Source organism: Pyxidicoccus xibeiensis, assembly GCF_024198175.1.
Classification (GTDB): domain Bacteria; phylum Myxococcota; class Myxococcia; order Myxococcales; family Myxococcaceae; genus Myxococcus; species Myxococcus xibeiensis.
Genome location: NZ_JAJVKV010000012.1, coordinates 283,867 through 308,744 on the forward strand (window position 1 = coordinate 283,867; position 24,878 = coordinate 308,744).

The 24,878-nt window shown below is 68.0% G+C and carries 15 protein-coding genes; 7 read left to right on the forward strand and 8 right to left on the reverse strand.

The genetic code is table 11. The features are described 5' to 3' along the window. Positions 1 to 31 precede the first annotated feature (31 nt). Entirely contained in the window at positions 32 to 2,713 is a 2,682-nt protein-coding gene (locus LXT23_RS38015) for a hypothetical protein (protein WP_253985325.1), read from the reverse strand. 98 nt (positions 2,714 to 2,811) lie between these two features. Further along, positions 2,812 to 2,958: an aquaporin gene (locus LXT23_RS38020; protein WP_323379127.1), complete on the reverse strand. Its 147-nt coding sequence runs from the start codon at positions 2,956 to 2,958 to the stop codon at positions 2,812 to 2,814. A 1,673-nt stretch (positions 2,959 to 4,631) separates the two neighbouring features. On the opposite strand from LXT23_RS38020, the gene LXT23_RS38025 reads away from it, so the two are divergent. The 5 genes from LXT23_RS38025 to LXT23_RS50485 all read left to right on the forward strand — a co-directional run bounded on the left by LXT23_RS38025 (position 4,632) and on the right by LXT23_RS50485 (position 15,507). Next, on the forward strand, positions 4,632 to 11,375 hold the full coding sequence (locus LXT23_RS38025; protein ID WP_253985327.1) for an RHS repeat-associated core domain-containing protein: 6,744 nt from the start codon (positions 4,632 to 4,634) through the stop codon (positions 11,373 to 11,375). Positions 11,376 to 11,385: 10 nt separating this feature from the next. Then, positions 11,386 to 11,811, forward strand: a complete 426-nt coding sequence (locus LXT23_RS38030; protein WP_253985328.1) for a hypothetical protein — start codon at positions 11,386 to 11,388, stop codon at positions 11,809 to 11,811. Positions 11,812 to 12,031: 220 nt separating this feature from the next. Further along, positions 12,032 to 13,324 (forward strand): serine hydrolase domain-containing protein, encoded by a 1,293-nt coding sequence (locus LXT23_RS38035; RefSeq protein ID WP_253985329.1) that lies wholly within the window; start codon positions 12,032 to 12,034, stop codon positions 13,322 to 13,324. 9 nt (positions 13,325 to 13,333) lie between these two features. Then, positions 13,334 to 14,053 carry a response regulator transcription factor gene (locus LXT23_RS38040; protein ID WP_253985330.1) on the forward strand — a complete coding sequence of 240 codons (720 nt, stop codon included), beginning with the start codon at positions 13,334 to 13,336 and terminating at the stop codon, positions 14,051 to 14,053. Further along, positions 14,050 to 15,507: a sensor histidine kinase gene (locus LXT23_RS50485; RefSeq protein WP_253985331.1), complete on the forward strand. Its 1,458-nt coding sequence runs from the start codon at positions 14,050 to 14,052 to the stop codon at positions 15,505 to 15,507. The genes LXT23_RS38040 and LXT23_RS50485 overlap by 4 nt, the downstream gene beginning before the upstream one ends. A gap of 14 nt (positions 15,508 to 15,521) precedes the next feature. On the opposite strand, the gene LXT23_RS38050 is transcribed toward LXT23_RS50485, so the two are convergent. After that, on the reverse strand, positions 15,522 to 16,061 hold the full coding sequence (locus LXT23_RS38050; protein ID WP_253985332.1) for a GFA family protein: 540 nt from the start codon (positions 16,059 to 16,061) through the stop codon (positions 15,522 to 15,524). Next, positions 16,058 to 16,711: a TetR/AcrR family transcriptional regulator gene (locus LXT23_RS38055; RefSeq protein WP_253985333.1), complete on the reverse strand. Its 654-nt coding sequence runs from the start codon at positions 16,709 to 16,711 to the stop codon at positions 16,058 to 16,060. Before LXT23_RS38055 ends, LXT23_RS38050 begins: the two co-directional genes overlap by 4 nt. 155 nt (positions 16,712 to 16,866) lie before the next feature. Between LXT23_RS38055 and LXT23_RS38060 the strand changes: the two genes are divergently transcribed. Then, complete coding sequence (locus LXT23_RS38060; RefSeq protein WP_253985334.1) at positions 16,867 to 18,471, forward strand: PKD domain-containing protein; 1,605 nt, start codon at positions 16,867 to 16,869, stop codon at positions 18,469 to 18,471. Between the two features lie 226 nt (positions 18,472 to 18,697). Here LXT23_RS38060 and LXT23_RS38065 read toward each other — a convergent pair whose 3' ends face one another. The 3 genes from LXT23_RS38065 to LXT23_RS38075 all read right to left on the reverse strand — a co-directional run bounded on the left by LXT23_RS38065 (position 18,698) and on the right by LXT23_RS38075 (position 22,727). Continuing rightward, positions 18,698 to 19,624, reverse strand: a complete 927-nt coding sequence (locus LXT23_RS38065; RefSeq protein ID WP_253985335.1) for a zinc metalloprotease — start codon at positions 19,622 to 19,624, stop codon at positions 18,698 to 18,700. Between the two features lie 91 nt (positions 19,625 to 19,715). Next, positions 19,716 to 20,450 carry a dienelactone hydrolase family protein gene (locus LXT23_RS38070; RefSeq protein WP_253985336.1) on the reverse strand — a complete coding sequence of 245 codons (735 nt, stop codon included), beginning with the start codon at positions 20,448 to 20,450 and terminating at the stop codon, positions 19,716 to 19,718. Between the two features lie 33 nt (positions 20,451 to 20,483). After that, positions 20,484 to 22,727: an ATP-binding cassette domain-containing protein gene (locus LXT23_RS38075; protein WP_253985337.1), complete on the reverse strand. Its 2,244-nt coding sequence runs from the start codon at positions 22,725 to 22,727 to the stop codon at positions 20,484 to 20,486. A gap of 91 nt (positions 22,728 to 22,818) precedes the next feature. Between LXT23_RS38075 and LXT23_RS38080 the strand changes: the two genes are divergently transcribed. Next, on the forward strand, positions 22,819 to 23,595 hold the full coding sequence (locus tag LXT23_RS38080; protein WP_253985338.1) for a TetR/AcrR family transcriptional regulator: 777 nt from the start codon (positions 22,819 to 22,821) through the stop codon (positions 23,593 to 23,595). A 46-nt stretch (positions 23,596 to 23,641) separates the two neighbouring features. Here the strand turns inward: LXT23_RS38080 and LXT23_RS38085 are convergent, their stop codons facing one another. Beyond that, the gene (locus tag LXT23_RS38085; protein WP_253985339.1) at positions 23,642 to 24,460 is read right to left on the reverse strand and encodes a BPSS1187 family protein; all 819 of its coding nucleotides are present in this window, start codon (positions 24,458 to 24,460) and stop codon (positions 23,642 to 23,644) included. Positions 24,461 to 24,878: the final 418 nt, after the last annotated feature.

Consider the following 24,878-nt stretch of genomic DNA (forward strand, 5'->3'; position numbering starts at 1 on the left):
TCAAGGGTTGGACATCCTTGGCCCGCGGTCGTTAGAAGAGGACGCCCTGCTTGCGCAGGTAGGCTTCGGCGTCCGCGAGGCTCTCCAGGTAGTGTTCCGCCACGGTGTACGCCTGCGAGGCACCATGCCCACCCGCGGCAAACCCCTGGCTGTCGTACTTGCCGGGCGTCTCATCCGTGGCGACGTACCGTCCGTCCTCGCCGCGCGGGGTCTTCTCCACCGCGTAGAAGAAGCTGTCGAGCTGCTTCCGGTCGGTGACGCGCTCCAGCCGCTGGCGCAGCTCCTGCGGCGTGGTCTTGAGCCGCTCGGCCAACTGCGTGAGGAAGCGCCCGGTGCTCACCGCGGTGTCGGGGTCCTTGAGCTGCTCGGCCAGCCGGGGTGAGAAGCCCGCTCCCTGGAGGAAGGCCTGGGTGTCCTGCTGCGACTCCTGGCGCTTCTGGCTCTCGTTCCAGAGAGAGACTCCCGTGCCCGCCGCGAACAGCAGGCCGCCCACCACCTGGCCCGCCACGGGCACGGACTGCGACAGCGCCGCGGCGGCCAGGAGGGCGCCGCCCGTCGCGGAGGCCGTCTTCGCGAGCCCCTCGACAGGGTCTCCCTTCCTGAAGGCATTGAAGGAGGCGAGCCCATCACCGACCGCGCCCAGCACGCCGCCCGCGGGGCCGAGCTTGCCCAGCACCTTGGTTGCCGCCTGGGTGTTCTTCCCGAGGACGTCCAGCACGAAGAGGCTGGTGTCCGCCGAGGCCGAGAGCGTGTCCCCCAGCGCCTTGGCCGTGCTCCCGAGGTCCAGGCCCTTGCCGTCCTGGAGCCCCTTCGCGACGTCCGTCACGCTGTTGGCGGCTCCGAAGAGGCCGGCCACCACGCCGAGCCCCCGCAGTGCGCTGCTCGCCCCGGAGGCCCCCGTCGTGCCGGACGGCTCGACGGAGAGCTTGCGGAGCGCCCCGTCCAGCGCCTCTGCGGCCCCCTTCTTGTTGTCCAGCAGGTCGTTGAAGTGCCCCTTCAGCGTGTCCATGTCCTCGGCTGTGACGCCGAAGAGGGCGGGGTTCTTTCCGAGCACGTTCTCGAAGACGCGCTTGGCGCCCGCGATGTCCTCCCCGCTGGCCGCGGCCTTGATGGCGGCGCTCGCCAGCCCCTTGGTGACGGACGTGGTCAGCCCCTTGGCGATGTCCTGGGCGTCCTTGCCCAGCTTGGGGCTCTTGAGCCAGTGGGAGACGCCGTCCAGGAAGGACGGCTCCTTGTTGGCCTGCTTCGCCACCTCCGCGTCGATGAACTTCTGGCCGACGTCCGTCCCGACGAAGCCCTTGAGCTGCTTCTGCGTCTCCAGGGCCTCGTCCGCGAAGCCGGGCAGCCCGCCATCCTTGCCCTTGAAGAGGGGGGAGTCCGGCTGCTTGAGGACTTCGTTGGAGGCCTCGAGCGCGCCCTCCAGCTTCTTCGCCGCGTCCTCGAGCGCGCCGTACTCGGCCTTGTGGCGCGCCTTGAAGGCGTTGAGGGCGTTCTGCTGCTCCTGCTGCGTCATCGCCGGGCCGAAGCTGGCGGCGAGCCGGGCGACCTGGGCGTTCAGCTCCTCGACCTTCTTCGACTTCTCCGCGAAGTCCTCGCGAATCTCCTTCACCTCGGCCTGGGTGGTCCGGGTGAGCTGCTCGGCCTGCCTGGACTTGCCACCACGCTCGAGGGCCGTCGCGAGGTGGACGGAGAAGGCCCCGCCCTCGCCCCGCCGGAGGCTCTCGCGCAGGCCTTCGCTCGTGCCCCGCCTGAGCTTCTCGTCGGCGCCAATCCCCGAGGCCAGGCCCTCGGCGAGCGCGCGTTGCTCCTCGGGCCGCAGGGTGCTGGACGCCTTGCCCAGGGCCTCCGCCGTCTCCTTGCCGGAGGCCGAGTCCTCGCTGGCGTCGGCGGGTTGCGACAGCGTGCCGCCAATGGTCTCGAGCTGCGGCTTGACGGCCTCGAGCAGTGCCTTGCGGTACTCGGGGCTCGTGCCCTTCTCGAGCAGGGCGGCCAGCTCCTTGCTGGCGGCCTCGGCTCGGGGGGCGAATTTGCCGGGCTTGAGCGAGTTCCCGAGGTCGTTGGGGTCCGACTTCGGGGGGGCCAGCGCCCGCGCCACGCGCTTCGCGTCCTCCTGGGCGGCCTCCCGCGGCGAGGCGGCCTGGGGGGCGCCGAAGAGCTTGCGCTGGTCTGCCGCGGACAGCTTCCGGGTGGCGTCGAACCCGTCCGTCACCTTGTCGGCGAGGGGGTAGGGTGGAGCCACGTTCTCCCGGGCGGCCTGGGCGTTGGCGGCCTTCTGGGCCGCCAGGGCTTCATTGGCCGAGGTGACGGCCGCCTGGCGCGCGGCCTCCGCGTCCTGCTGCGCCTTGGTGGCGGTCCGGGTGGCCGCGTCCAGGTCCTTCTGGCTCTTCTTCAGGGCCTCCGTCTTCTGTCGCTCCACCGAGGGGGCCCACTTGCCGCCGTGCGCGTCCAGCTCCCGGTGCAGCGCATCCTGCTTCCCCTGCAGCGTCTTCTGCCGCTCCTGGGCGCTCGTCGCCTTCCGGCTCGCGGCCTGCGACTCCTGCTGCTTCTTCGCCGCGGTCGTCCGGGCCTTTTCCGCCTTGGTCGTGGCCTCCCGGAGGGCCGGGCTGCCCCCCTGCTTCTTCGGCGTGTCCGAGGTCGTCGTGCCGGTCCCGGACGCCGGAGTCGAGGCGGGAGGAGGAACGTACTTCTTCGTCTTGATGTTCGCGTCCAGCATGACGGGCTCCCATGCCATCTCAGGCGTAAGTCGGCCCGGGTCAGCCCCGGGCTCCTGGACGGAAAAGAAGGAGTGGCCCGGTCCGCATCCCAAAAAAGTCAGTCGAAGCCCGGAGGTGCGCGCCCGTTACAATGGACCGCGCCCAGGCACTGGGCCACCACGTAGCCGAGCGCATACCGGGACTCCATCCTCCCGATGAGCACCAACCCGAGCGTCACCGCCGGATTCACATGGCAGCCGGAGATGGGCCCTACCGTCCTACTTTCCCTTCATCACCCGATGAACGGCAGGTTCCGGTACACCTCGGAGTAGTCCAGCCCGTAGCCCACGACGAAGTGGTCGTCGATCTCAGCGTCGGAGGACCACGAGGGCGAGCAGCGCGGGGCGGGCGGGGCGCATCGGAATTGTAACTGGGATGCTGCACAGGGGAGGGCGCGACACAAGCCAGCCCCCGTCCACGTTTCAGGACGGGAGGCTCGAAATCCGGACGGGTGTCTTGGTACTGCATAGGCGCCACGAAGGCTTGTCGGAAGCATGGGGCGATGGTGCGTCTCTTGCACCGGGTCTGTTGTCGGTCCCACCCATCCATCCCCGCCATCCCTACCATGCTCCTGCTTCGCTCATTCGCGCGGTGTGCGCTCATTCTCATATTTTGTCTAGGTCTCCCGACAATCCAAGACGCCCATGCCGCATGCATCGACGGGGAGAGCACCTCGTGCTTGTCCAACGGGTGCCGGGGAACGAAGATTTGTGAAGGAACGGCCTGGGGGCCCTGTTCGTTCTCGGGGGTATCCACCGTCTCGTGCTCGGTCTGCGGGCGCAGCGGCACTCTTCAGTGCAATGCCTCTGGAAGCACCATCCCTGGCTCCTGCTCCGCGAAGCGGTCGGAACTGTGTAATAACTGTGACGACGATGGCGACGGGGCCGTGGACGAGGGCCTGTCCGGCCTGTCGTGCACCATGGCCAGTGGCTGTGGCGGCGTGAGCCAGTGCGCGGCGGGGGGGGCTTCATGCAACTGGATCGCGGGCAGCACCAAGGCCTGTGACCCGTGCGGGTCGGGTGGTCGCTCCGTCTGCCAGCAGGACGGCTCCATTGGGCCCTGTCAGCCTGCGACTGCCTCGCGAGAGATCGAGTGCAACGGATGCGACGACAACCGGGATGGTATCCCTGACGGAGCTTCGGGCAGAGCGGAGGCCTGCAACGGGCGGGACGACGACTGTGACGGCGCCATCGATGAAGGAAGCAGCGGGCTAGAGGGCGACGTGTGCCAAGTGGACGTGGTGCAGGCGTGCTGCCAGCCCACCACGTGCCAGGCTCAGGGCAAGAACTGCGGCGCCCTTTCGGATGGCTGTGGCAAGACGCTGAACTGCGGCACCTGCCCGAGTGGCCAGGCCTGTGGCGGCGGAGGGGTTGCCAACGTCTGTGCATGTGACCCCATCCCCCAGGCCACCGCGTGCAGCGGCAAGTGCGGCCAGGTGCCCGACGGGTGCGGCGGCTTCTGGCCCTGCGGGGGTTGCACCAGCCCGCAGACCTGCGGGGGCGGCGGCACGCCGAACGTCTGCGGTTGCACGCCAATCCCGCAGTCCACCGCCTGCTATGGGAGGAACTGCGGCTCGGTGTCCAACGGCTGCGGTGGTACCCACACCTGCGGTGGCACCTGCCCTGGCAGTACCTACTGTGGCGGCGGCGGTATCCCCAACGTCTGCGGCTGCACGCCGAACCCGGATGCCTGTGAAGGCATGGAGTGTGGCACTGCCAGCAACGAATGTGGCGGGACCGTGAGCTGCGGCGGCTGCCCCGGGGGCGGCAGATGCCGCTCCGGCGTCTGTCAAGGCGGCACCACCAGTTCCCCGCAAGAAGAGCAGCAGCGATGAGGCGCACGACGGACGTCGTCTCTCGAGACACCCAGGACATTCACATGACATCAGAGTTTCCTCGAAAGAAGGACGGCAGGAAGAAGCGAGTCCTCTCGCTGTGCATGCTCGGCCTGTATGGCGCCAGCCTCCTCGGCTCCTGCGGCCCCGCTTCGGACGGCGGCGACGGCGTGGCCCGGGTGGAGGTCTCGGCGAACCGGCTGAGCGATGATGAGCGACTGCTGGCTCCGCCCGGAACGGTGTTGGACACGAACGCCATTGGTGGGCTCGCGGCGGGTGCCACCGAGGGTACGTACTCGGTCACCGCGGACGGTGCGGCGACCTACCGGCTGCCCTTGTGGGTGCCTCCGGGACGTGCCGGGATGGAACCGGAGCTCGCGCTCAGCTACCACAGCCGTTCCGGCATGGGGCTGGCCGGGATGGGCTTCACGCTGAGCGGGACGCTCTCCCGCATCACCCGCTGCCGCAAGACGCTGGCGCAGGACGGCGTGGTGGCGCAAGTGCGCTTCGACAGGACGGATGCCCTGTGTCTGGACGGCGCCCGGCTCATCCACCTCAACCCCGAGACGACGCAGTACGGCGCCCACGGGAGCGTGTACCGCACCGAGGTCGACAACTTCGCCCGAGTGACGCTCTCCGCCAGCACCACGACGAATGGTCCGGACTACTTCGAGGTGCGTCAGAAGGACGGGCGCATCTTCACGTACGGCGCCTTTCTGGAGGGGATACGGGTCCTCCCCACGCGGGCGCTGCCCACGGGCGTGAACACGGACACCCTCCAGCGAGTGCGCTACGCCTGGGCCCTGTCCGAGGTGAAGGACCGGCAGGGCAACTACATGCGGCTCAACTACGACCTGCTGGGTGACCAGACCGCGGGCTACGAGCACCAGCTGAAGAGCATCGATTACACGGGCTCCTATACGGACGCGTCCGTGGCCACGCCCCGTCGTCGCGTGGAGTTCCTCTACGAGCCCGGAGATGTGGACGAGTCCTACGTGGCGGGCTTGAAGCTGCGCTCGGCCTCGCGTCTGGTCCAGATCGACATGTACGCGCCGGACGTGCCGGTCTCCGAATGGGAGCTGGGCCCGAGTACTCGCTGGCGCACGTACGCGCTCGTGTACCGGAACGACAGCATCTCCGGTCGGAGCCTGCTCAAGTACGTCCTGGAGTGCGACAACGGCAACGTGTGCAAGGTGGGCACCACGCTCGATTGGGAGCTGGGCTCCGAGCAGTTCTTCACCCTCAACACGGGCATCACGGACGTCGCTGCCAACGGCTACGTCACCGACACGTCGGGCGCCCTCCAGTACAAGGCCCGCGACTTCTGGAACCTGCACGTCGCGGACGTCAATGGAGACGGCAGGGACGACCTGCTCTACCGCTTCATGCGCTTCTCCTCCACCGCCGGCTACTCCCCGGCGGAGTGGCGCCTGCGGTTGAGCAATGGCTCGGGATTCGGTGACTACACCACGGTCAACCTGCCCAGCTCGCAGGTCGGTGATTCGCAGGATGACCTGTCGACCGTCGACATGGACATGGACGGCAAGACGGACGTCGTCGCCCTCAACCGGACCGACTGCAACCGTGGCATCAACGGCCATTTCCAGATCTACCGCTACAACGGCTCCAACTTCACGTCCGTCCTCACGGATGGCAACGAGACGTATTCCGTGTGCGGCACGACGACGGCGAGCGTGAAGCCCCCGGGTGTGCAGGTAGCCGACCTCAGCGGCGACGGCCTGCCGGACCTGCTTCGCTCCTGGCGGCCCAGCAACGCGAGCACGAGCGTGGCCACGGAGTGGGCCTGGCGGCTCAACCAGCTGGGCACCACCGGCAGCCTGGGCTTCCCAGGCTACACCGCCCTCGGCTTCCGCTCCGGCGTGGACCATTCCGGCTTCGTGGCCGACGTGGACGGCGACGGCGCCGCCGAGGTGCTGCTGCGCAAGCCGGACATGCTGCCCAACACCCAGTCCCGCAGCCCAGACGGGTTCGCCGGGTACTACACCGCGGTGGGCATCAACCCGGATGGCAGCCGGCGCGAGACGGAGACGACACTGTCGGCGCTGCCGTGGGACTACGAGTTCGGCGGGCCCTACCACTACCGGAACATGTGGCTGGTGGACGTGACGGGGGACGGGCTGCCGGATGCGCTCACCCTGCACAAGGAGCGGCAGCCGCATGATGGCGTTCCCCGCCAGCTCCGGCTGGCCATCAACACCGGCAGCGGCTTCCTGGCCCCGCAGACGCTCTCCATCCCCGAGGGGTCCATGCCCGGCCCCTCGCAGTGGCGCGAGACGGGCCGCTTCGTCGACAACGGCATGCGCATCCTCGACTACAACATGGATGGCCGGCAGGACCTGCTGCTGACGGACGCCTACAACGACCGAGGCACCCACCGGACGAAGCTCACCGTGCTGCTGTCGACCGGCGCTGGCTTCACCGCGAAGGAGCTCACCAGCCTGCCCGTGGGGATGAGCACGGGGGATGGCTCCGTCTCACCGCAGGGCTCGTATACGCAGCTGGAGGGGGCCGGCTGGGGTCAGAAGCTCACGCGGCTGGGCGACGTCAACGGTGACGGCCTGCAGGACATCATCCAGGTCGCCGGGACCACGTCGGGCAGTCAGCTCGTGGTGCACCTGCGCCAGGGGCTCAAGCCGGACCTGCTCCGCCGCGCCTCGGATGGCCATGGCAAGTGGGTCTCCTTCGAGCACCGCGCGCTGGGGGTGCTGGAGGGCAACTACACGCCTGGCACATGCACCTATCCCCAGTACTGCGGGGGACGGAGCATGTGGGCCGTCAGCGCGTACATGGCGGACAACGGGCTTGAGGGCCCGGATGCCTTTTTCCACTGGTACGTGCTCAGCTACCAGGGCGCGCGGACGGACCTCCGGGGCCGCGGGTGGCTCGGCTTCTCCCTCCGCACCGTCACCGACAAGGCGACGAACGCGGTGACGACGACCGTCTACGACAACACCACGCGGACCGGCACGCTGTACCTGCACGCGTTCCTTCCCAAGCAGGAAGAGGTCGCCACGCCCCTGACGGGACGCACCCATACCGTCACCACCACATTCACCCGCGAGCCACGCACCGCTCCGGAGGGCCGCACCCGGTTCCTCTGTCCTACGGCGACGACCGTCTCGGAGAAGGATGGGACCTTGGGGACCATCTCGTGGAAGCGCCAGTCCCAGCAGTGCGACGGCTACGGCAACCCCACGACGTTCTTCACCGACGTGCGCACGGAGGAGAATGCTTTCGAAGCCACACAGATGGAACGTTGGCTCGAGGTGGAGAACCATCCATCCAGCTGGGTGCTGGGCCGCGTCCGGCGGGAGACGGTCACCTCCTACACTCCTCCCTCGGAGCCCGTTCCAGACGGACGGCACACGTCCCGCACCACCACCTATCAGTACTGTCCCGAAGCCTCCTGCCCGGAGTCCAACCTCCTCTGGCGGGTCACCACGGAGCCGGAGGGTGACGTGGACACGAAGCTCGTCACGACCTACGGGCGGGATGCCACCGGACAGGTGACCTCGGTTGAGGCCAAGGACTCCGGAGAGGCACCTCCGCGTGTGGAGCAGGTCTACTACGACGTCTTCGAGAAGCTCTTCCCCTCCGTCATCTTCAACGCCGCCGGCCACCGTACCGACGTTGCATACCACCCGGGACTTGGGGTGATGGCGCTCACCGAGGACCCCAACGGCGTGCGCATACGGAACGCCTATGACGGCTTCGGGCGCCTGCGGATGGAGACGGCTCCATACCGGGAGGGAGGCGCTTCCGCGGGTGCCACGCTCTGGGTGGAGTACCAGCGTGAGGCCCCGGGAACCCGCATCACTGTCAGGAGGGACGGCAGCCCCACGCTGGTTCAGAAGCTGGACCATTGGGACCGGGAAGTCTCCCGCAGCGTCCAGGCCGCCGACGGCTCTTGGAGCCGCGCCTCCACGGCCTATGACTTCTTCGGGCGTACCTGGCGCACCACGCAGCCCCGGTACGATGGTGAACCCGAGAAGGTCACGACCTATACCTACGACAACCTGGGGCGGATGCTGAAGCAGACGAACCCGGATGGCACCTTCCAGGAGTGGATCCACGAGTGGCGCACCACCACTGCCTATGACGAGAAGCGAGCCAAGACGTCCATCTATCGCAACCCGTTGGGGCAGGTGGAGCGGGTGGATGAGCAGCGGGATCCGTCCTCCTCGAATCTCATCACCGCGTATTACTACGGGCCATTCGGCGTGCTGGACCTGACGGAAAGCACGAGCAATGCACCCACCTTCATGCAGTACGACGTGCTCGGCCGCCGCACGAAGCTCTGGGAACCCAGGCTGGCAGCGCTCGTCACTGCCTACAATGCCTTCGGCGAGATCCGGGAGGAGACGGACGCAGCCGGTGTCCGGACGTCCTACGCCTATGACAGTCTGGGCCGCGAGGTGCTCATCAACAACAAGGATAGGCAGACGCGGCTCGTCTGGGACACCGCTCCCAATGGCACTGGCGCGCTGACGAGGGCGGTGAACGAGCACACCACGCCTACGACCACGGATGATGTGGTCACGGCCTACTCCTATGACACGCTGGGGCGCCTCTCGCAGGAGGCGCTGATGGTCAACGGCGCCACCCATCCCGTAGACCAGAGCTACGACGGGTTTGGACGTCCGGACGTCACCTGGTATCCGGCAGGTCCCAGCGGCTCCCGGCTGGCCGTGCGGCAGACCTATACAGCCACAGGCTATCCCGAGGCCGTGCGAGACGCTTCCAATGGCGCCGAGTTCTGGCGCGCCAAGGACCGGGATGCCGCCGGCCGTCTGCTTGTCGAGACGCGGGGGAGCAACGCCATCACCACGTGGAACCGCTATGACGGCCGCGGACGCCTGCGCTTCATCGAGTCCCGCAGGGCGGCCGGGTCGCTCGTCCAGTCGCTGGCGTACAGCTACAACGCGGATGACAGCCTGCGCAGCCGTCATGACAACCTGAAGCAGGTGACGGAGTCCTTCCAGTATGACGGCGTGGACCGCCTGACGCGCTGGACGGTGCAGGCGGGCTGCAACAACACCGTCACCGACTACGGCTACGACAGCCCGGGCAATCTCACCTCCAGGCGGGTCGTCCGGAATGGCACCCAGACGGAGCAGCTCTACTTCCAGTACGGAGCCCTGACTGCGCCGGAGCACGCCATCACCGGCGTGAGCACGGACCCGGCCTTCCGCACGCTGAAGGAGACGTTCACCTATGACAAGGGAGGGAACCAGACGCAGGCCAGCGAGGCCGCGACGGGACGCTTCCGCCGCATCACCTATACCGCCTTCAACCTGCCCTCGACGCTGGAGACGCAGCAGGGCACGCTGACGTTCACCTACGACGCGCTCCAGCGCCGCACGTTCAAGCAGCACAGCAATGGGGATTCCACCCTGTACGTGGCGGGGGGCCTCTATGAGAAGCGCAGGAAGGCGGGAGTCGAGTCGCACGTCTTCCAGGTGATGGCGGAGGGCCGGGCGGTCGCCCAGGTGACGCTGGCCGCGAGCAGCGGCGCCACGCCTGTCACCTCGTACCTGCTGCACGACCACCTGGGCTCGGTGGAGACGGTGACGGACGAGGCTGGGAGCGTGCTGGAGCAGCGCAAGTACCAGCCCTTCGGTGCGCAGGGCCGGGTGGATGACCCGACGCTGGCGCCGGCCTCCACGGCCAGCGACGTGCGTCGGGGCTTCACCAGCCACGAGTGGGACGACGAGGCGGGGCTGGTCAACATGAAGGGGCGGCTCTACGACCCGACGGTGGGGCGCTTCCTGACTCGCGACCCGGTGGTCCAGGCGCCCTTCTCCAGCCAGGGGTTCAACCGCTACAGCTACGTCCTCAACAACCCCCTGCGCTACGTCGACCCCAGCGGGTTCACGGCCACGGAGTCCACGAGCGTCATGGGCACCTGGCTGACGCAGGAGGGCGAAGGGATGCAGATCTGCGGTTCGGCGAACCCCGGTGACTGCGGCGCTCTTGGCTCGGGAACGGGGATCGGCAGCGGGGCCGGGCAGGGGAACAACGGCCCGGCAGCCATCGCGGGTGGCGCGGACCAGAACGGCAGCATCGAACCGGGGTACGTCGAGTCCTCATGCAAGTTCTGCGTGGGAGATGGGCGCGGCCTGTTCGCGATGAGCGACCAGCAGCTGGGGGACCTCCAGCACTGGCTGCGTGAGACCAGGTGGTCCTATGTCCCTTACGTGGGCCTCGGCACCACGTCGCTCAACCTGATGCTGTCGGTGATGCGGGGCAATACCGATGACCTAGTCAGCGACGTGGCGAAGGTGGGGCTCTCCCTCGCCTACGTGAAGGTGGTGGGGCTCGCGTTCAAGGCTGTGACGCCCATGGTGACTTCAGCGGGTAGAGTCGCCGGAAGGCTATGGGGGAGCATCGAAGGCTCGGGGGGACGTGGGCTGCCCAAGTTTGCTGAATACGTCAAAGATTTGAGCCAATTCACGGGACGGACAGGAGTCGTTCGCAACGCAATGATTCGGGAGACAATTGGTCGATACCTCCCAAACCTCCGCTTGACGTTCTACCCCCGGTTCAATCCTTTATTGAGCAGGTTCGGGATCTCGCTGAAGGATACGGGCACCCAGATTGGTCCCCATGCATTCAAGTCACGGCGCGAGTTGATTGATACAATTGTCCATGAGGAGCTACACCATCGGTGGTGGAGTCGTGGTATATTTGGCCACCATGCGAACAAAGCCCTTGAGGCTAAGTTCGAGGAAACCGTGCGGCGGTACATGCAGATGCGGGGATTCTGAGGAGCTTCCTGTGAAATACGAGTCGGTGAGTGCGCCATATACGTGTCCCCAGTGCAACGCATCCCAGAAAATCGTGCATGCGCTCTCATTCGACTCCACCGGCGTTCGCTCTGCTTCCTCCTTCACGTGCCTGAACTGCGGCTCGAGCTTCGAAGCAGATGACAGGGGCGTACCACCAGAGTGGAAGCCCCTGTTCTATGCGGCGAATGGCCACTGGGAACTCATCGTTGTAAACGCAGGCTTGCGGAAGGTGGATTTGCTCCGCAAGCTTCGCGAGGTGCTGGGATTGGAGCTCGCGGCCACAAGTGCACTGTCCCGGCGGATTCCTGGGCGAATTGCGGACGGAACCAGAGTTGAAATGGAGTTCCTCAAGTGTGAACTTCAGTCGTTAGGAGCCGTGATGGAGGTGGTCTCAATAAAGTCTGGGGGAGATTGAAGGTCTCACTCCCTCAAGAGCCCAACCTGTAGCATGACGAATTGTTGAGACACCTCTCAGGGAGATGACCTCTCCCTGAGAGGTGGATGTGAAAAGGGTCCCGCTCGTCAGACGAAAAGAGCGCGCCCGTTACATTCGTTTACACGCGGCACATACGCCCGAGACATGCGGAGCGTGGAGTGCGAACCGTCCAACCGGCCTTCGGGCCCAGGGAGGTTCCATGTCCCGTCATCCGCATTCACTCCGCTTCGTGCCCTTGCTGCTCCTCGCCACCGCGCTCCTGCTGCGGGCCCCCGCGGCCTTTGCGGCGCCACCGGACCTTCCGCGCGCCGGCTCGGCCGAGGCGGAGGGCATCGACCCCGAGGCCCTGCGGCAGTTCCTCCAGCGCGCCGAGGAATCGAAGTCGAGCGCCGTGGTCATCGTGAAGAACGGGAAGCTCGTGGGCGAGTGGTCCTTCGGCCACGCCCCCGCGCGCATCGAGGCGATGTCCGTCACCAAGTCCGTCGCGGGGCTCGCGGTGCTGAAGCTGCTGGCGGATGGGAAGATTGCGTCCCTGGACGTGCACCTGCACACGTACTTCCCGGAGTGGAACCAGGGCCGCAAGAAGGACATCACCCTGCGCCACCTGCTCACCCATACGTCGGGGCTCCAGTCGGACCCGACGACGGAGGAAATCTACCGGAGCCCGGACTTCGTGAAGCTCGCCCTGGCGGCGGAGCTGACCGAGCCGCCGGGCACCTCCTTCCGCTACAACAACAAGGCCGTCAACCTGCTGGCCGCCGTCGTCCAGAAGGTGTCGGGCAAGCGGCTGGACCGCTACCTCTCGGACGCCCTCTTCCGGCTCATGGGCATCACCGACTTCAGCTGGAGCCTGGACGATGCGGGCAACCCGCAGGTCATGGCGGGCGTGCAGCTCCGGCCGCGAGATTTGGCGAAGCTCGGGCAGCTGATGCTCGACGGTGGCCTGTGGCTGGGGCGCCGCCTCCTGCCGGCCGAGTGGGTGAAGCAGGCCACGACGCCGGGAGAAGGCGTGTTCTCCCCCGGAGGACTGTTGTGGTGGCCCCAGTACGCCTGGGTGCGGCTCTCGGTGGACGACGCGCTCCTCGACGCGTGGAAGAAGGCGGGTGTGCCCGACGCGCTCATCCAGGACATGACCCCGCTGAAGGGCCGGACCTTCACGGACTCGCAGGCCTACTTCGAGGCGCTGGGCTCGCGGCTGCCGGCCCTCAAGAAGGAGGTGCGCGGGCGCAACCTGAGGCACGCCACCGTGGAGAAGGGCCCCCTCGTGGGCTTCAACTCCAATGGAGACCTCGGGCAGTACGTGCTCGTCGTCCCCGAGCACCGGCTGGTCGTGGTGCGGATGTTCACCCCGCCGAATGAGTCCGGGCCGAGGCCCGACGAGTCCGTCTTCTTCATGGACTTCAGCCCCCGCGCGCTCGCCCTGGTGGGCGTTGGCCCTCCGCCTGTCGCGGCAGAGGCGCCCAAGGCGCAAGGGGCGGCCACGGCGCGCTAGGTTATGGCCATGACAGGCTCCACGGCGCCGCAGGCCCCCATCGAGGTCCTGCTCATCGAGGACGACACACACCTGGCCCGGCTCACGGCCGAGTACCTGGAGCGCCACGGCGTGCGGACCTGCTGTGCGCACGACGGAGAGCGCGGGCTGGCCGAGGCGGCGCGGCGCACCTTCGATGCCATCCTCATTGATGTCATGCTGCCCCGGAAGGACGGGCTCACCGTGTGTCGCGAGCTGCGGGCGCGCTCGGCGGTGCCCATCCTCATGCTCACCGCGCGCGGCGAAGAGGCGGACCGGGTGATGGGGTTGGAGCTGGGCGCGGACGACTACGTGTCCAAGCCCTTCTCCTCGCGCGAGCTGCTGGCGCGCATCACCGCGCAGGTGCGCCGCAGCCGAGGCTTGCTGGGCCCGGCGCGCGACGTGCTGCGCGTGGGGCCGCTCACGCTGGACCGGGCGGGCCGGCGGGCCGCGCTGAACGGGCAGGAGCTGGCGCTCACGCAGCACGAGTTCTCCTTGCTCTGCGCGCTCGCGGAGCGGGCCGGGCGGGTGCTGTCTCGCGAGCAGCTCCTGGAGCTGGCGAGCGGCGGCCTGGAGGGGCCGGTGGACCGTGCCATCGACGTGCACGTGTCCCGGCTGCGCCAGAAGCTGGGAGACGATGCGCGCAATCCCCGGCTGCTCAAGACGGTGCGCGGCGTGGGCTACGTGTTGGAGCAGGGAGACGGCCCGTGAGCGGGAAGGTGCCCCGGCCGCGCCGGATGTTCTGGCGCATCTACGCGTATGGCCTGCTGATGCTGGTGGGCTCATCCGTGGCGCTCCCGGGGGCCCTCAGGGCGACGTCTTCCCTCACCATGGATGTCACGGAGTTCCGGATGGAGGCCCTGCGCCTGGCCGAGCTGGCCAGCGCGAAGTCTCCATCGCTGGCCCGGGAGCTGGGGCCGCCCGCCGCCGCGAAGGGCACGCGGGCCACCCTGTACGGACCCGGTGGAGCGTTGCTGGCCTCGTCGGTCCAGCCTCCCTTGCAGCCACTCACGGCCAAGGAGCTGCGCTATCTGAGGGACGAGAAGCTGTGGGGCCAACCTCCCGTGAAGCCCCTCACGGCCGAGGCGCTGCGCGACCTGATGGACCGGCAGCTGTGGTTCTTCCAGGATGAGACCTTCGTGTACTACGTCACCCCCGTGTGGCATGGCGACACGCTCGCTGGCTACGTGGTGACGCAGAACCCGCGTCGCTTCACGACGAGAGAGTTCATGGCCGGCATGCTGGTCTTCGAGCTGCTCGTGCTGGCGGGCCTGGCCTTCCCGATGGCGCGGGCGCTCACCGCGCCGCTGGAGCGGCTGACGGCGGTGGTCCGGGAGTTCGGCCAGGGCCGCCTGGCCGCCCGCGCGCGACTGAAGGGCCGTCACGAGGTGGCGGAGCTGGGGCGCACGTTCGACGAGATGGCCGGGCGGATGGAGGCCCTCATCCGGGGCCAGAAGGAACTGCTGGCCAACGTGTCCCATGAGCTGCGCACGCCCCTGGCCCGGCTGGGCGTCACGCTGGACCTCGTCGAGGAGGGCCAGCCGGACGAGCTGGCCAGGCGCCTGCCGGAGCTGCGCCGCGACCTCGGCGAGCTGCAACAGCTGGTGGACGGCGTGCTGCAGATGGCGAGGCTCGACCTCGCCGCCAACCAGGCCGGGCAGCCCGGCCTCGGCGTCCAGCGCAGCGCCCTGAATCCCGCCGACTTCCTGCGCGACACCGCCGAGCGCTTCCAGCAGGGCCACCGCGAGTGCCCGCTCCACCTGGAGCTGGCCCCCGGGCTGCCGGCGCTGGAGGGGGACGCGGTGCTCCTGCGGCGCGCGGTGCACAACCTGCTCGACAACGCGCGCAAGTACTCGGAGCCCGGCAGCCCGGTGACGCTGCGGGCCCGTGCGGACGCGGGCGCCGTCCACGTGGAGGTGGAGGACCGGGGCATCGGCATCAGCGCCGCCGACCTGCCGAGCCTCTCCGCCCCCTTCTTCCGCACGGACCGTAGCCGCACGAGGGACACCGGCGGCGTGGGGCTGGGGCTCACTCTGGTGCGCCGCATCGTGGAGGCCCATGGCGGCACGCTCGGCTTCCACAGCGGGCCCGAAGGAGGCACGCGCGTGACGCTCACGCTGCCGAGAGCACCGCAGTCCCCGGCAGAGTCATCCGCCCCTGCGTGAGCACGTCGTGGGCGTCAGACCTGGAGCTCGCCTTTGACGAAGGCGAGGTCCGGGCTCCGGAACCCCATGGCAATCCACGCGCCCAAGAGCCTGGCGAAGAAGGAGACCGACTGCCACGTCCCTGCCGGGACATCATCGGGAAGCACCGAGCCGGCCGGAAGGTCGCTCGTCATCGTCCGCAGCTCGACTGGGGGCCGCGTTCCCGCGGGCCAGAGGCTGGCATAGAGACTGAGCCAGTGGCCGCCCTTGAACTCGAGGAAGACGGGCGTGTTGCAGCAGATGGCGACGACCCGGCGGGTCGTCGACTTGGGCGTGAGGCGGAACGCCTTGAGGACGTCAGTGCCCTCGAGGAAGCGGGCGCGGTCCTTGCGGTAGAGAACGAAGCGCGTCGCGCCGTTGGCTTCCAGAAACGGCGGCGCCCCGGGAAGGGTCTTCAGCCTGGCACCGGCCTCACGGCAGCTGTTGCAATGGCATTCGGCGGTGACGATGGGCGCTCGCTCCACCTCGAGGCGGACCCGCCCGCAGGCGCAGCCGAGTTGCGTGGTCTGGGTCATGACAGCGCTTTCTCCTTGTGGGGGCGGCCGAAGAGCAGGCGGATGTAGCGGTCGAGGTGGTCGAGGCTTTCGCGCGCGAGCGCGGCACTGTTTCCGGCCTTGGCGAGCACGAAGGCGCCCTGGATGACCGTCTGGGTGTGACGCGCCAGGCTCTCGGCCGTCCAGTCGCCCGAGACGCGCCGGGCCTTCATGGCGGCGCCGATGTCCGCCTCGAGCGTGGCGGCATGGCCGAAGATGCTCTCGCCGCAGGCGTCGCGAATGGCTGGCGAGCTGGCGTAGACCTCCTGCACCATCGTGCCCACCAGGCAGGTGAACTCCGCCAGCTCCCCTTGGATGATGGACTTGCGGAAGGCCACGTAGGCCAGGACGCGCTCGAGCGGGTCGTCCGGCGCGTGGTAGGGGGCGCTCGCGAAGAAGGCCGTCGTCGTCTCTGCCCAGTGCCGGGCGGCCGCGACGCCAAGGTCTTCCTTGCTCTTGAAGTGATGGAAGAACGAGCCCTTCGTCACCGCGGCGGCCTGACAGAGCTCGTCGACCGAGGTCGCGGTGAAGCCCTTCGTGCGAATCGTCTCGACGGCCGCCTCGAGAAGGCGCGTCCTGGCATCGCCGCGTTCAGGAAATTGTCTCGTCGGCCGTGGCATGAAGACCTTCATACCGTTCGGTCGGTATGTATGCAAGTCGCACGAAGCTGGCCCTGTCTGGCTTGGAAGATTCTTACCCTGCTCAAATCGCGACAGACGTTGACACTCGGATTTAACCGCGCATCGATGCCCTTGTGTCCAAGACACTCATTGCAGGAGAGCGCACCATGTCGAAGTCGAAGCCACTCTCGTCCCGCCTCCGTCCCGCCCGCCGCGCCTGGTCGGCGCTCACCGCCCTCGCCCTGGCCGCATTCACCCCGGTGGCCCAGGCGGATTCGGCCATCTACGGCGGCGGCCCGTTCTATTCCGGCGGCACCGCGGTGATGGACGACCTGCGCGGCTCGGGCTTCACCACCGTCATCCTGTGGAGCTTCCACATCGAGGACAACGGCGACCTCGTCTACAACGACATCCCGGTGGTCCGGAACGGCGCCTATATCGGTGACCCGGCCTGGCCGACGCGGCTGGCCACGCTCAAGACAGCGCCGACCTCGGTCAACCGCATCGAGGTGTCGATTGGCGCCTGGAGCGTCCCCGACTTCGAGCGCATGGCCAGGCTGGTCAACGGCACCGCCGCCGGCTGCGGCAGCACCCTCGTCTGCGGCACCGGCAGCAACAGCATCCTGTACCGCAACTTCCAGGCGCTGAAGGCCGCCACCGGCGCCGACGCGGTCAACTTCGACGACGAGAGCGCCTACGACCTCGCGCCGACCACCCAGTTCGGGCAGATGCTCATCGGCCAGGGCTACAAAATCACCTTCGCGCCCTACACCCAGCAGAGCTTCTGGCGGAGCCTCAAGGACAACCTCGGCAGCGCGGTCGATGCCATCTACCTCCAGGTGTACGACGGCGGCGCCGGCAACAATCCGGCGAGCTGGAACACCGCCATGGGCATGACCGTCGACCCGGGGCTCTGGTCGCGCCACGGCACCGGCTGCGGCAGCGGCGACAGCCCGGCCACGGTGCAGAGCCGGATGAGCGGCTGGAAGAGCACCGCTGGCATCAGCGGCGGCTTCATGTGGCTGTACGACGACATCCAGAAGTGCTGGTCGCAGGGGACGACGGCGCAGTACGCGGCGGCCATCAACACCGCGGTCAGCGGCAACACCCCGCCGGTGGCCAACTTCGGCGTCAGCGTGAGCGGACTGGTCGCGACCTTCACCGACGCCTCCAGCGACAGCGATGGCACCATCGCCTCGCGCAGCTGGAACTTCGGCGACGGCAGCAGCTCAACGGCGACGAACCCCAGCCGTGTCTATGCCAGCGCCGGCAACTACAACGTCAGCCTGACGGTGACCGACAACGGCGGCGCCAGCCACACCCGGACGCAGACCGTCTCCGTCGGTGCAGGCAACGTCAACCTGGCGCTCAACAAGCCGGCGACCGGCTCCAGCGCCTGCAACAGCAGCGAGACGCCGGCCAAGGCGGTCAACGGCAGCGTCTCTGGCGGCACCACCGACAAGTTCTGCTCGTTGACCGCTGCGTCCTGGCTGCAGGTCGACCTGGGCTCTGCACAGACGGTCCGCAGCTTCGTCGTCAAGCATGCCGGCGCGGGCGGCGAGGCGAGCACCTGGAACACCCGGGCCTTCACCATCCAGACCTCCACCAACGGCACCAGCTGGAGCACCCCGGTGACGGTGACCAACAACACCGCCAGCACCTCGACGCACTCCATCAGCGCGACCTCGGCGCGCTACATCCGGCTCAACGTCACCACTCCGACCCAGAACGGTGACCCGGCGACGCGCATCTACGAGTTCGAGGTGCGCTGACGGAGGCGGCCCGGTTCCGAGGCCCCGGCTCTTTTCTGCCTGGCGCTGGGACACCGTCTCCACGGGGGGGGAGGCGGTGTCCCGTGTCCTTCAAGGACTACCGCCGGAAGCGCGGCGGCCTCGAGGCCTCTGCCTCGGCCGCATGCTCGAGCGCCAGCGTGCGGCCCTCCGCGGACGGAGCGCTCCCTCCAGTCCAGATGAAGAGACGCCGGGAAGCGGCCGCGCGCTACTGCGCCAGGTCCGGGCGGTAGGTGGCCAGGGTGCAGCGCATGCGCTGCACCTGCTCCGCGGTGAAGCCCGTCATGCAGGAGTCGTCCGTCAGCTCCATGTAGTTCTGGATGGGGACCGGCACGCCGCTGCAGCTGGTGATGCCCGCCGTGCAGCCCTTGTGGGAGGTGGCGTTGGGCGGGGTGTCGCAGATGCGGTCACCCGTGGTGTAGCAGGCCGGCGCGGTGGCCGTGCCGCACCCGGTGTAATACGTGTGGAACAGGCCCAGGTAGTGCCCCACCTCGTGCGTGACGGTCCGCCCGTGGTGGTACGGGGAGACCGGACCGGGGCGTCCGAAGGCCAGCCAGTTGATGACCACCCGGTCCTGCGGCTGTCCCACGGCGCCCGCCGGGTCCGCGGGGAGGAAGGGCACGTACCCGCGCGAGCCGGCGGCGCTGTTCGTATAGAGGTTCAGGTAGCGCGTCGTGTCCCACGCAATGCTGAGCCAGTAGCTGCCCTTGTCCTGGTACCACGTCGTGTTGCAGTAGCGCTTGATGCCCGTGGTCGGGTTGCCCGCGGGGTCCACGGTGGCGAGGAAGAACTCAATCTGGCTGTCCGCCCCGCCTGCCCCCGGACTGCCGGCCAGCGCGCGGAAGTCCTCGTTGAGGACCGCGAGCTGGCTGTGGACCAGGGCATCCGAGACGTTGCCGTTCGTGCACGGCCCATCCGCGATGACGTGAACCACCACCGGGATGCGCCGCAGCGTCGTGGGCTGCCACTGCGGGCCAGGGACGGTCGATTCCAGGGAGCAGTCGGAGGCGACGGACTTCGTCACCGCCCAGGAGGGAAGGGGCTCCTGGACGACACACTGGCTGGAGTGGAGCGGCAGGACATCCCCAGGCAGGAGGGCCAGGGCGTAGGCGATGAGGGCGTGGGCTGGGAGCATGGGACGTCCACGCTACCGGCCCTTGCCCTTTGCTTTCAAAGGCAGACCACCCAGGTGAAGAGCTCCAGCTCGGGCGGAACATCCTGCGCGCTCAGGAGAGGTTGCGCTTCAGGAAGCCGAGCGCCCGGCCCCAGGCGTCGTTCCAGTCCTCGCCCCGCATGTAGTGGTCCGACTCCGGGTACTCGTAGTGCTCGACGTGCGTGCCCAGCCAGGGGAACTCCCTCCAGAGCCGGTGCGCGAAGTCCCGGGCCTGGTGCGCGGGGACGAGGGCGTCCTGCCCCGCGTTCAGCAGGAGCAGCGGGTGGCGCGCGCAGTCCCAGGGACGGTGCACGGGGGCGTCCTGCATCAGCCAGCGCAGCTCCTCCGTGACGTGGCCATCCCGGGGCGTCCAGTCCGGCGAGCCGAGAATGGACACCGTTGCCCGGACGCGGGAGTCCTGGGCCGCCACCGCCAGCGCCGTGTACGCGCCGAACGACACGCCCGCCAGCCCGATGGGCCCGTGGCCCTCTGCCACCACATGGTCGATGACCCGTGACACCTCGGGGACGGCCTCACGGATGAAGTAGAGCAGGCGCGCGTGATAGTCGCTCGGGCCGAGCGAGGGCATCCCGTCGAGCCAGCCGTCGCGCCGGGCGCCATGGTGCGGGGCGTCCATGCCGACGGCGGTCAGGCCCCACTTCGCGAGCGCCTCCAGCTCCCAGCGCTGCGCGTCGGCATTCGAGAACAGCCCGTGCAGCACGATGACGGCGGGGCCGGGCCGGGGCTCGTAGTGCACCTTGAGGACAGGGATGTGATTGTCCACGCGGAAGCGGTACTCGTCGGGCATGGGAGGAGCATGCCCGGCTGCTGGCTCCAACGTTCAGGACCGCGCGGCCATGTGCTTGCCGGTCAACGAGCCTTTGTGTGAGGCGAGCTTCCCGGGGAGCCCCTCGAAGACCACGCGGCCACCCTCATGCCCGGCGCCGGGGCCCAGGTCGATGACCCAGTCCGCGCGGGAGACGACGTCGAGGTTGTGCTCGATGACGATGACCGTCGAGCCGGCGTCGACCAGCCGGTCGAACAGCCCGATGAGCGTGTCCACGTCGTTCATGTGCAGGCCCGTGGTGGGCTCGTCGAGCACGTAGATGTTGCCCGAGCGGCCCAGCTCCGCGGCGAGCTTCAGGCGCTGGCGCTCGCCGCCCGAGAGCGTCGACAGCGGCTGCCCCAGCGTGAGGTAGCCGAGCCCGACGTCCTCCAGCCCCTGGAGAATCCTGGCGATGGCCGGCTCGGTGAAGAAGGCCACGGCGTCGGAGATGGACATCTCGTAGACGTCGCTGATGGATTTACCGCGCAGCGCGTGGGCCAGCACCTCCTCGGTGAACCGCTTGCCCTCGCACGTCTCGCAGACGGTCACCATCGGGTCCAGGTGCGCCAGGTCCGTGTAGATGACGCCGAGCCCGTTGCAGTCCGGGCACGCGCCCTTCGAGTTGGCGGAGAACAGCGCGGCGTCCACCTTGTTCGCCTTGGCGAAGGCCTTGCGCACGTTGTCGAGGATGCCGGTGTACGTGGCGGTGTTGGAGCGGCGCGAGCCGCGCGCCAGGTTCTGGTCGATGATGATGGTCTCCGGGTACGCCTTGGGCAGGCAGCCCTGAATCAGCGACGACTTGCCCGAGCCCGCGACGCCCGTCACCACCGTCAGCACCCCCTGGGGAATCGAGACGGAGAGGTCCTGGAGGTTGTTGAGGCGGGCCCCCTTGATTTGAAGCTGTCCCGTGGGCTTGCGCGGCGCCGTCTTGATGGGCTGGTACTTCTTCATGTGGTTGCCCGTGAGCGTGCCCGAGGTCAGCAGGCCCTCGTAGGTGCCCTCGTAGACGACCTGTCCGCCCTTGCTGCCGGCCTTCGGCCCCATGTCGACCACGTGGTCGGCGATGGCAATCATGTCCGGCTTGTGCTCGACGATGAGCACGGTGTTGCCCTTGTCTCGCAGCTGCTGCATCAGGCCCGCGAGCCTGCCCACGTCGTGCGGGTGGAGCCCCACACTGGGCTCGTCGAAGATGTACGTCACGTCGGTGAGGCTGGAGCCCAGGTGCCGCACCATCTTCACGCGCTGGCTCTCTCCGCCCGACAGCGTCGAGCTCTCGCGGTCCAGGCTGAGGTAGCCCAGCCCAATCGTCACCAGGTTGTCGAGCCGGTGGGCCAGCGCCTCCAGCATGGGCCCCACCGACGGCGCGGCAAGCTTCCGGACGAACGCGGCGAGGTCCGAGACCTGCATCGCGGAGCACTCGGCGATGTTCCTGCCCTGGATGCGGCTGCCGAGCGCGGCCGGGTTGAGCCGGGCGCCCTTGCAGGCAGGACAGGTGGCGCGGGTGAAGATGCGCTCGTACTCGGCGCGGACATGCGGCTGGACGGTCTCCGGGTCCTTGGCGCCCAGCGTCCTGCGCAGCTTGGGGACGAGGCCTTCGTAGGTGAGGTTCAGCTTGTCGAGCTTTATCTTCCGGCCGTCGTCCAGGTGGAGGAGCTTGTCCAGCTCGTCCTTCGTGTACCTGGACAGCTTCTTGTCGAGGTCGAAGTAGCCGGACTTCGCGTAGACGGCCCAGTTCCAGCTGTCGACCGCGTAGTCCTTGGGGAGGATGGCGCCCTCGTTGAGGGATTTGGACTTGTCGATGACGGCGTCCAGGTCCATGGACGCGACCTGGCCAATGCCTTCGCACTCCGCGCAGAGGCCGCGCGGGTCGTTGTAGGAGTAGAACCCGGGGCTGCCCAGGCGAGGCTCGGCCAGCCGCGAGAACACCACGCGGAGCATCTGCGCCGCATCCGTGACGGTGGCGACCGTCGAGCGCGAGTTCCCGCCCAGCCGCTGCTGGTCGACGATGATGGCCGCGGAGATGTTCTCCAGGCTCTCCGCATCCGGCTGGCCGTAGTGCGGCATGAACTGCTGCACGAAGGCCGGATAGGTCTCGTTGATGAGCCGCTGGCTCTCCGCCGCGATGGTGCCGAAGACCAGGGACGACTTGCCCGAGCCCGACACCCCGGTGAAGACCGTTATCTTCCGCTTGGGGATGTCGAGCGAGACGTTCTTCAGGTTGTTCTCGCGCGCCCCACGAATCTTGATGGAACCGTACATTGTCCCTCCAGTAGCGCCGTAACCTCGTGCGGTGTACGATGTTCCTAACACGATAACCTCGTGCGCTGTAAATAGTTATTGTGGGGTACGGATGAGCGACGAGATTTCCGGACGGGGCGACCCGTTGAAATCACTGCAGCTGCTGTGGGGAAGGGCCGAGGCGCCGCGGCGAGGGCCGAAGGCGAAGGCGAGTGTCGCGGAGCTGGTGTCCGCGGCTGTCGCCATCGCGGATGCCGAAGGGCTCGAGGCCGTCAGCACGCGCCGGGTCGCGGACGCGGTCGGCATCTCCCCCATGTCGTTCTACACGCACATCCCCGGCAAGGCGGAGCTGTTGGACCTGATGATGGATGCGGTGGCGGGAGAGGTCCTGAAGGACAGGCCCGTCTTCAAGCCCGCGCAGTGGCGAGCCAACCTGACGCGGGTGGCGACCGAGCATCGCAACGTCTATCTGGCCCACCCGTGGGTGATTCAGCTCGGGACGCACCGGACGGTGCTTGGCCCCAACACCTTCCAGTCGGCCGATATCGCGCTGAGCGCTGTCGAAGGCCTGGGGCTGACGGATATCGAGATGGACCGGGTCATCACGCTGGTCCTCGACTACGTCCACGGCGCGGTCCGCAACGCGGCGCGAGAGAAGCGGGTCAAGGAGCTGACCGGAATGACCGACGAGCAGTGGTGGTACCGCGTCGCGCCGTTCCTCGAGACGGTCGACTTCACGCCGTACCCCGTGCTCGCGCGCGTCGGGAAGACCACGGGAGAGACCTACGGCGCGCATGACCCCGAAGGGGCCTTCGCCTTCGGCCTGGCCCGGCTGCTCGATGGCCTGACGGTGTTCATCGAGGCGAAGGCCGTGAAGCGGAAGCGCTAGCCAGGCCCGTCTGCCGCACGGGACGTTGCAGGCAGTGGGCCTGCATTCAGCTCCCGACCTCGCACATCCAGTCCACGTAGAACGGGAACAGGTAGGCATCTGCTGGGGTCGCGGGCTCGTTCCCGAGCGCGTCGGGCATGCAGCCATCGTAGGCCATCGAGCCGTGCGCGGTGCAGCCTGGCCGTGCAGCCTTGCTGGTCGTCGCCACCTCGAACGAGGTGGGCCAGGTGGTGTCGAGACTCACGAAGTCGGAGGACGTCACGCCAAACTCCATGGCGATGAATGCGGCCGGGACAGAGAAGCCGGGGCGATCGTGAATGAAGGCGCGCCGGGGCGATGGGATGTCGGGCCAGTCGTGCCACTGCGCGTACGTCCGAACGCCGCTCATGCAGTCGTCGTCGCCGCCGTCAAACAGCAGGATGCCATCGACCGCCTCCGTCTTGGAGATGACCATGGCGTGACCCGCGCCCTGCGAGTGGCCGGAGACGACGATGGCGTCCCAGTCGATGTCCGTGAACTCGATCTGCTGGTTATGGTTGTCGCGGCTGAGGAAGTCGTCCCACCCCGCAAGTGGGTCCCGGGCATGGAGTTCCTTGAGCAGAAGGTAGAGGCGATATGTAATTGAGTCCCCCGCCTGCACCGACACGGCTGACGACAAGTTCGTGCCAGAGACGACATCGCGCCGTGCCGGCCCGTAGCAGCCGCAGCTGTTCGCGCATGTTTTTTCAAGGTTCGCCGTGTTGTCATACGACAGCCCAATGGTCTTGTAGCCAGCGTAGGCCGCCATCGAAAGGAGGTCGTCGTACTTGTTCGGCTCCGACTTCGTGCCGGGTAGGAACAGGTAGAGCTGGTTCGGGCGAGGCATCGGGTGATTCGATGCCGGCGTGTACACGTGGTGAGCGCCGCAGGGAGACGCGTTGGTGCCGCCTGGGCACGCAGTCGAGGCCCCTACGACATTGAGAGGCTCCGGCTCGATGACCTGCCTGCTCGACGGGAACGCGGCGAAGTCCGCTGGAGTCGCCGGTGGACACGCTCCGGCCAGGCTCGGCACGAGGAGCAGAGACACCGCGCAGGCAGCAACAGCACAGACGGCAGCTCGGTGCTCGGGGGGATGGGGGGCATGGGGACGCATCGACTTCTTCCTCAAGGAGGTATGGGCATGCGGGACCTTCCCGGCTGCATCCTCCAGAAGGAGAGGGCACCCAGCTGGAAGCTTGTGACAAAGCCCCGCTAGCGCCCCCTCCCCGAGCTCGCGGGCCAGGGCGTGACGCAGGTGGACTCTC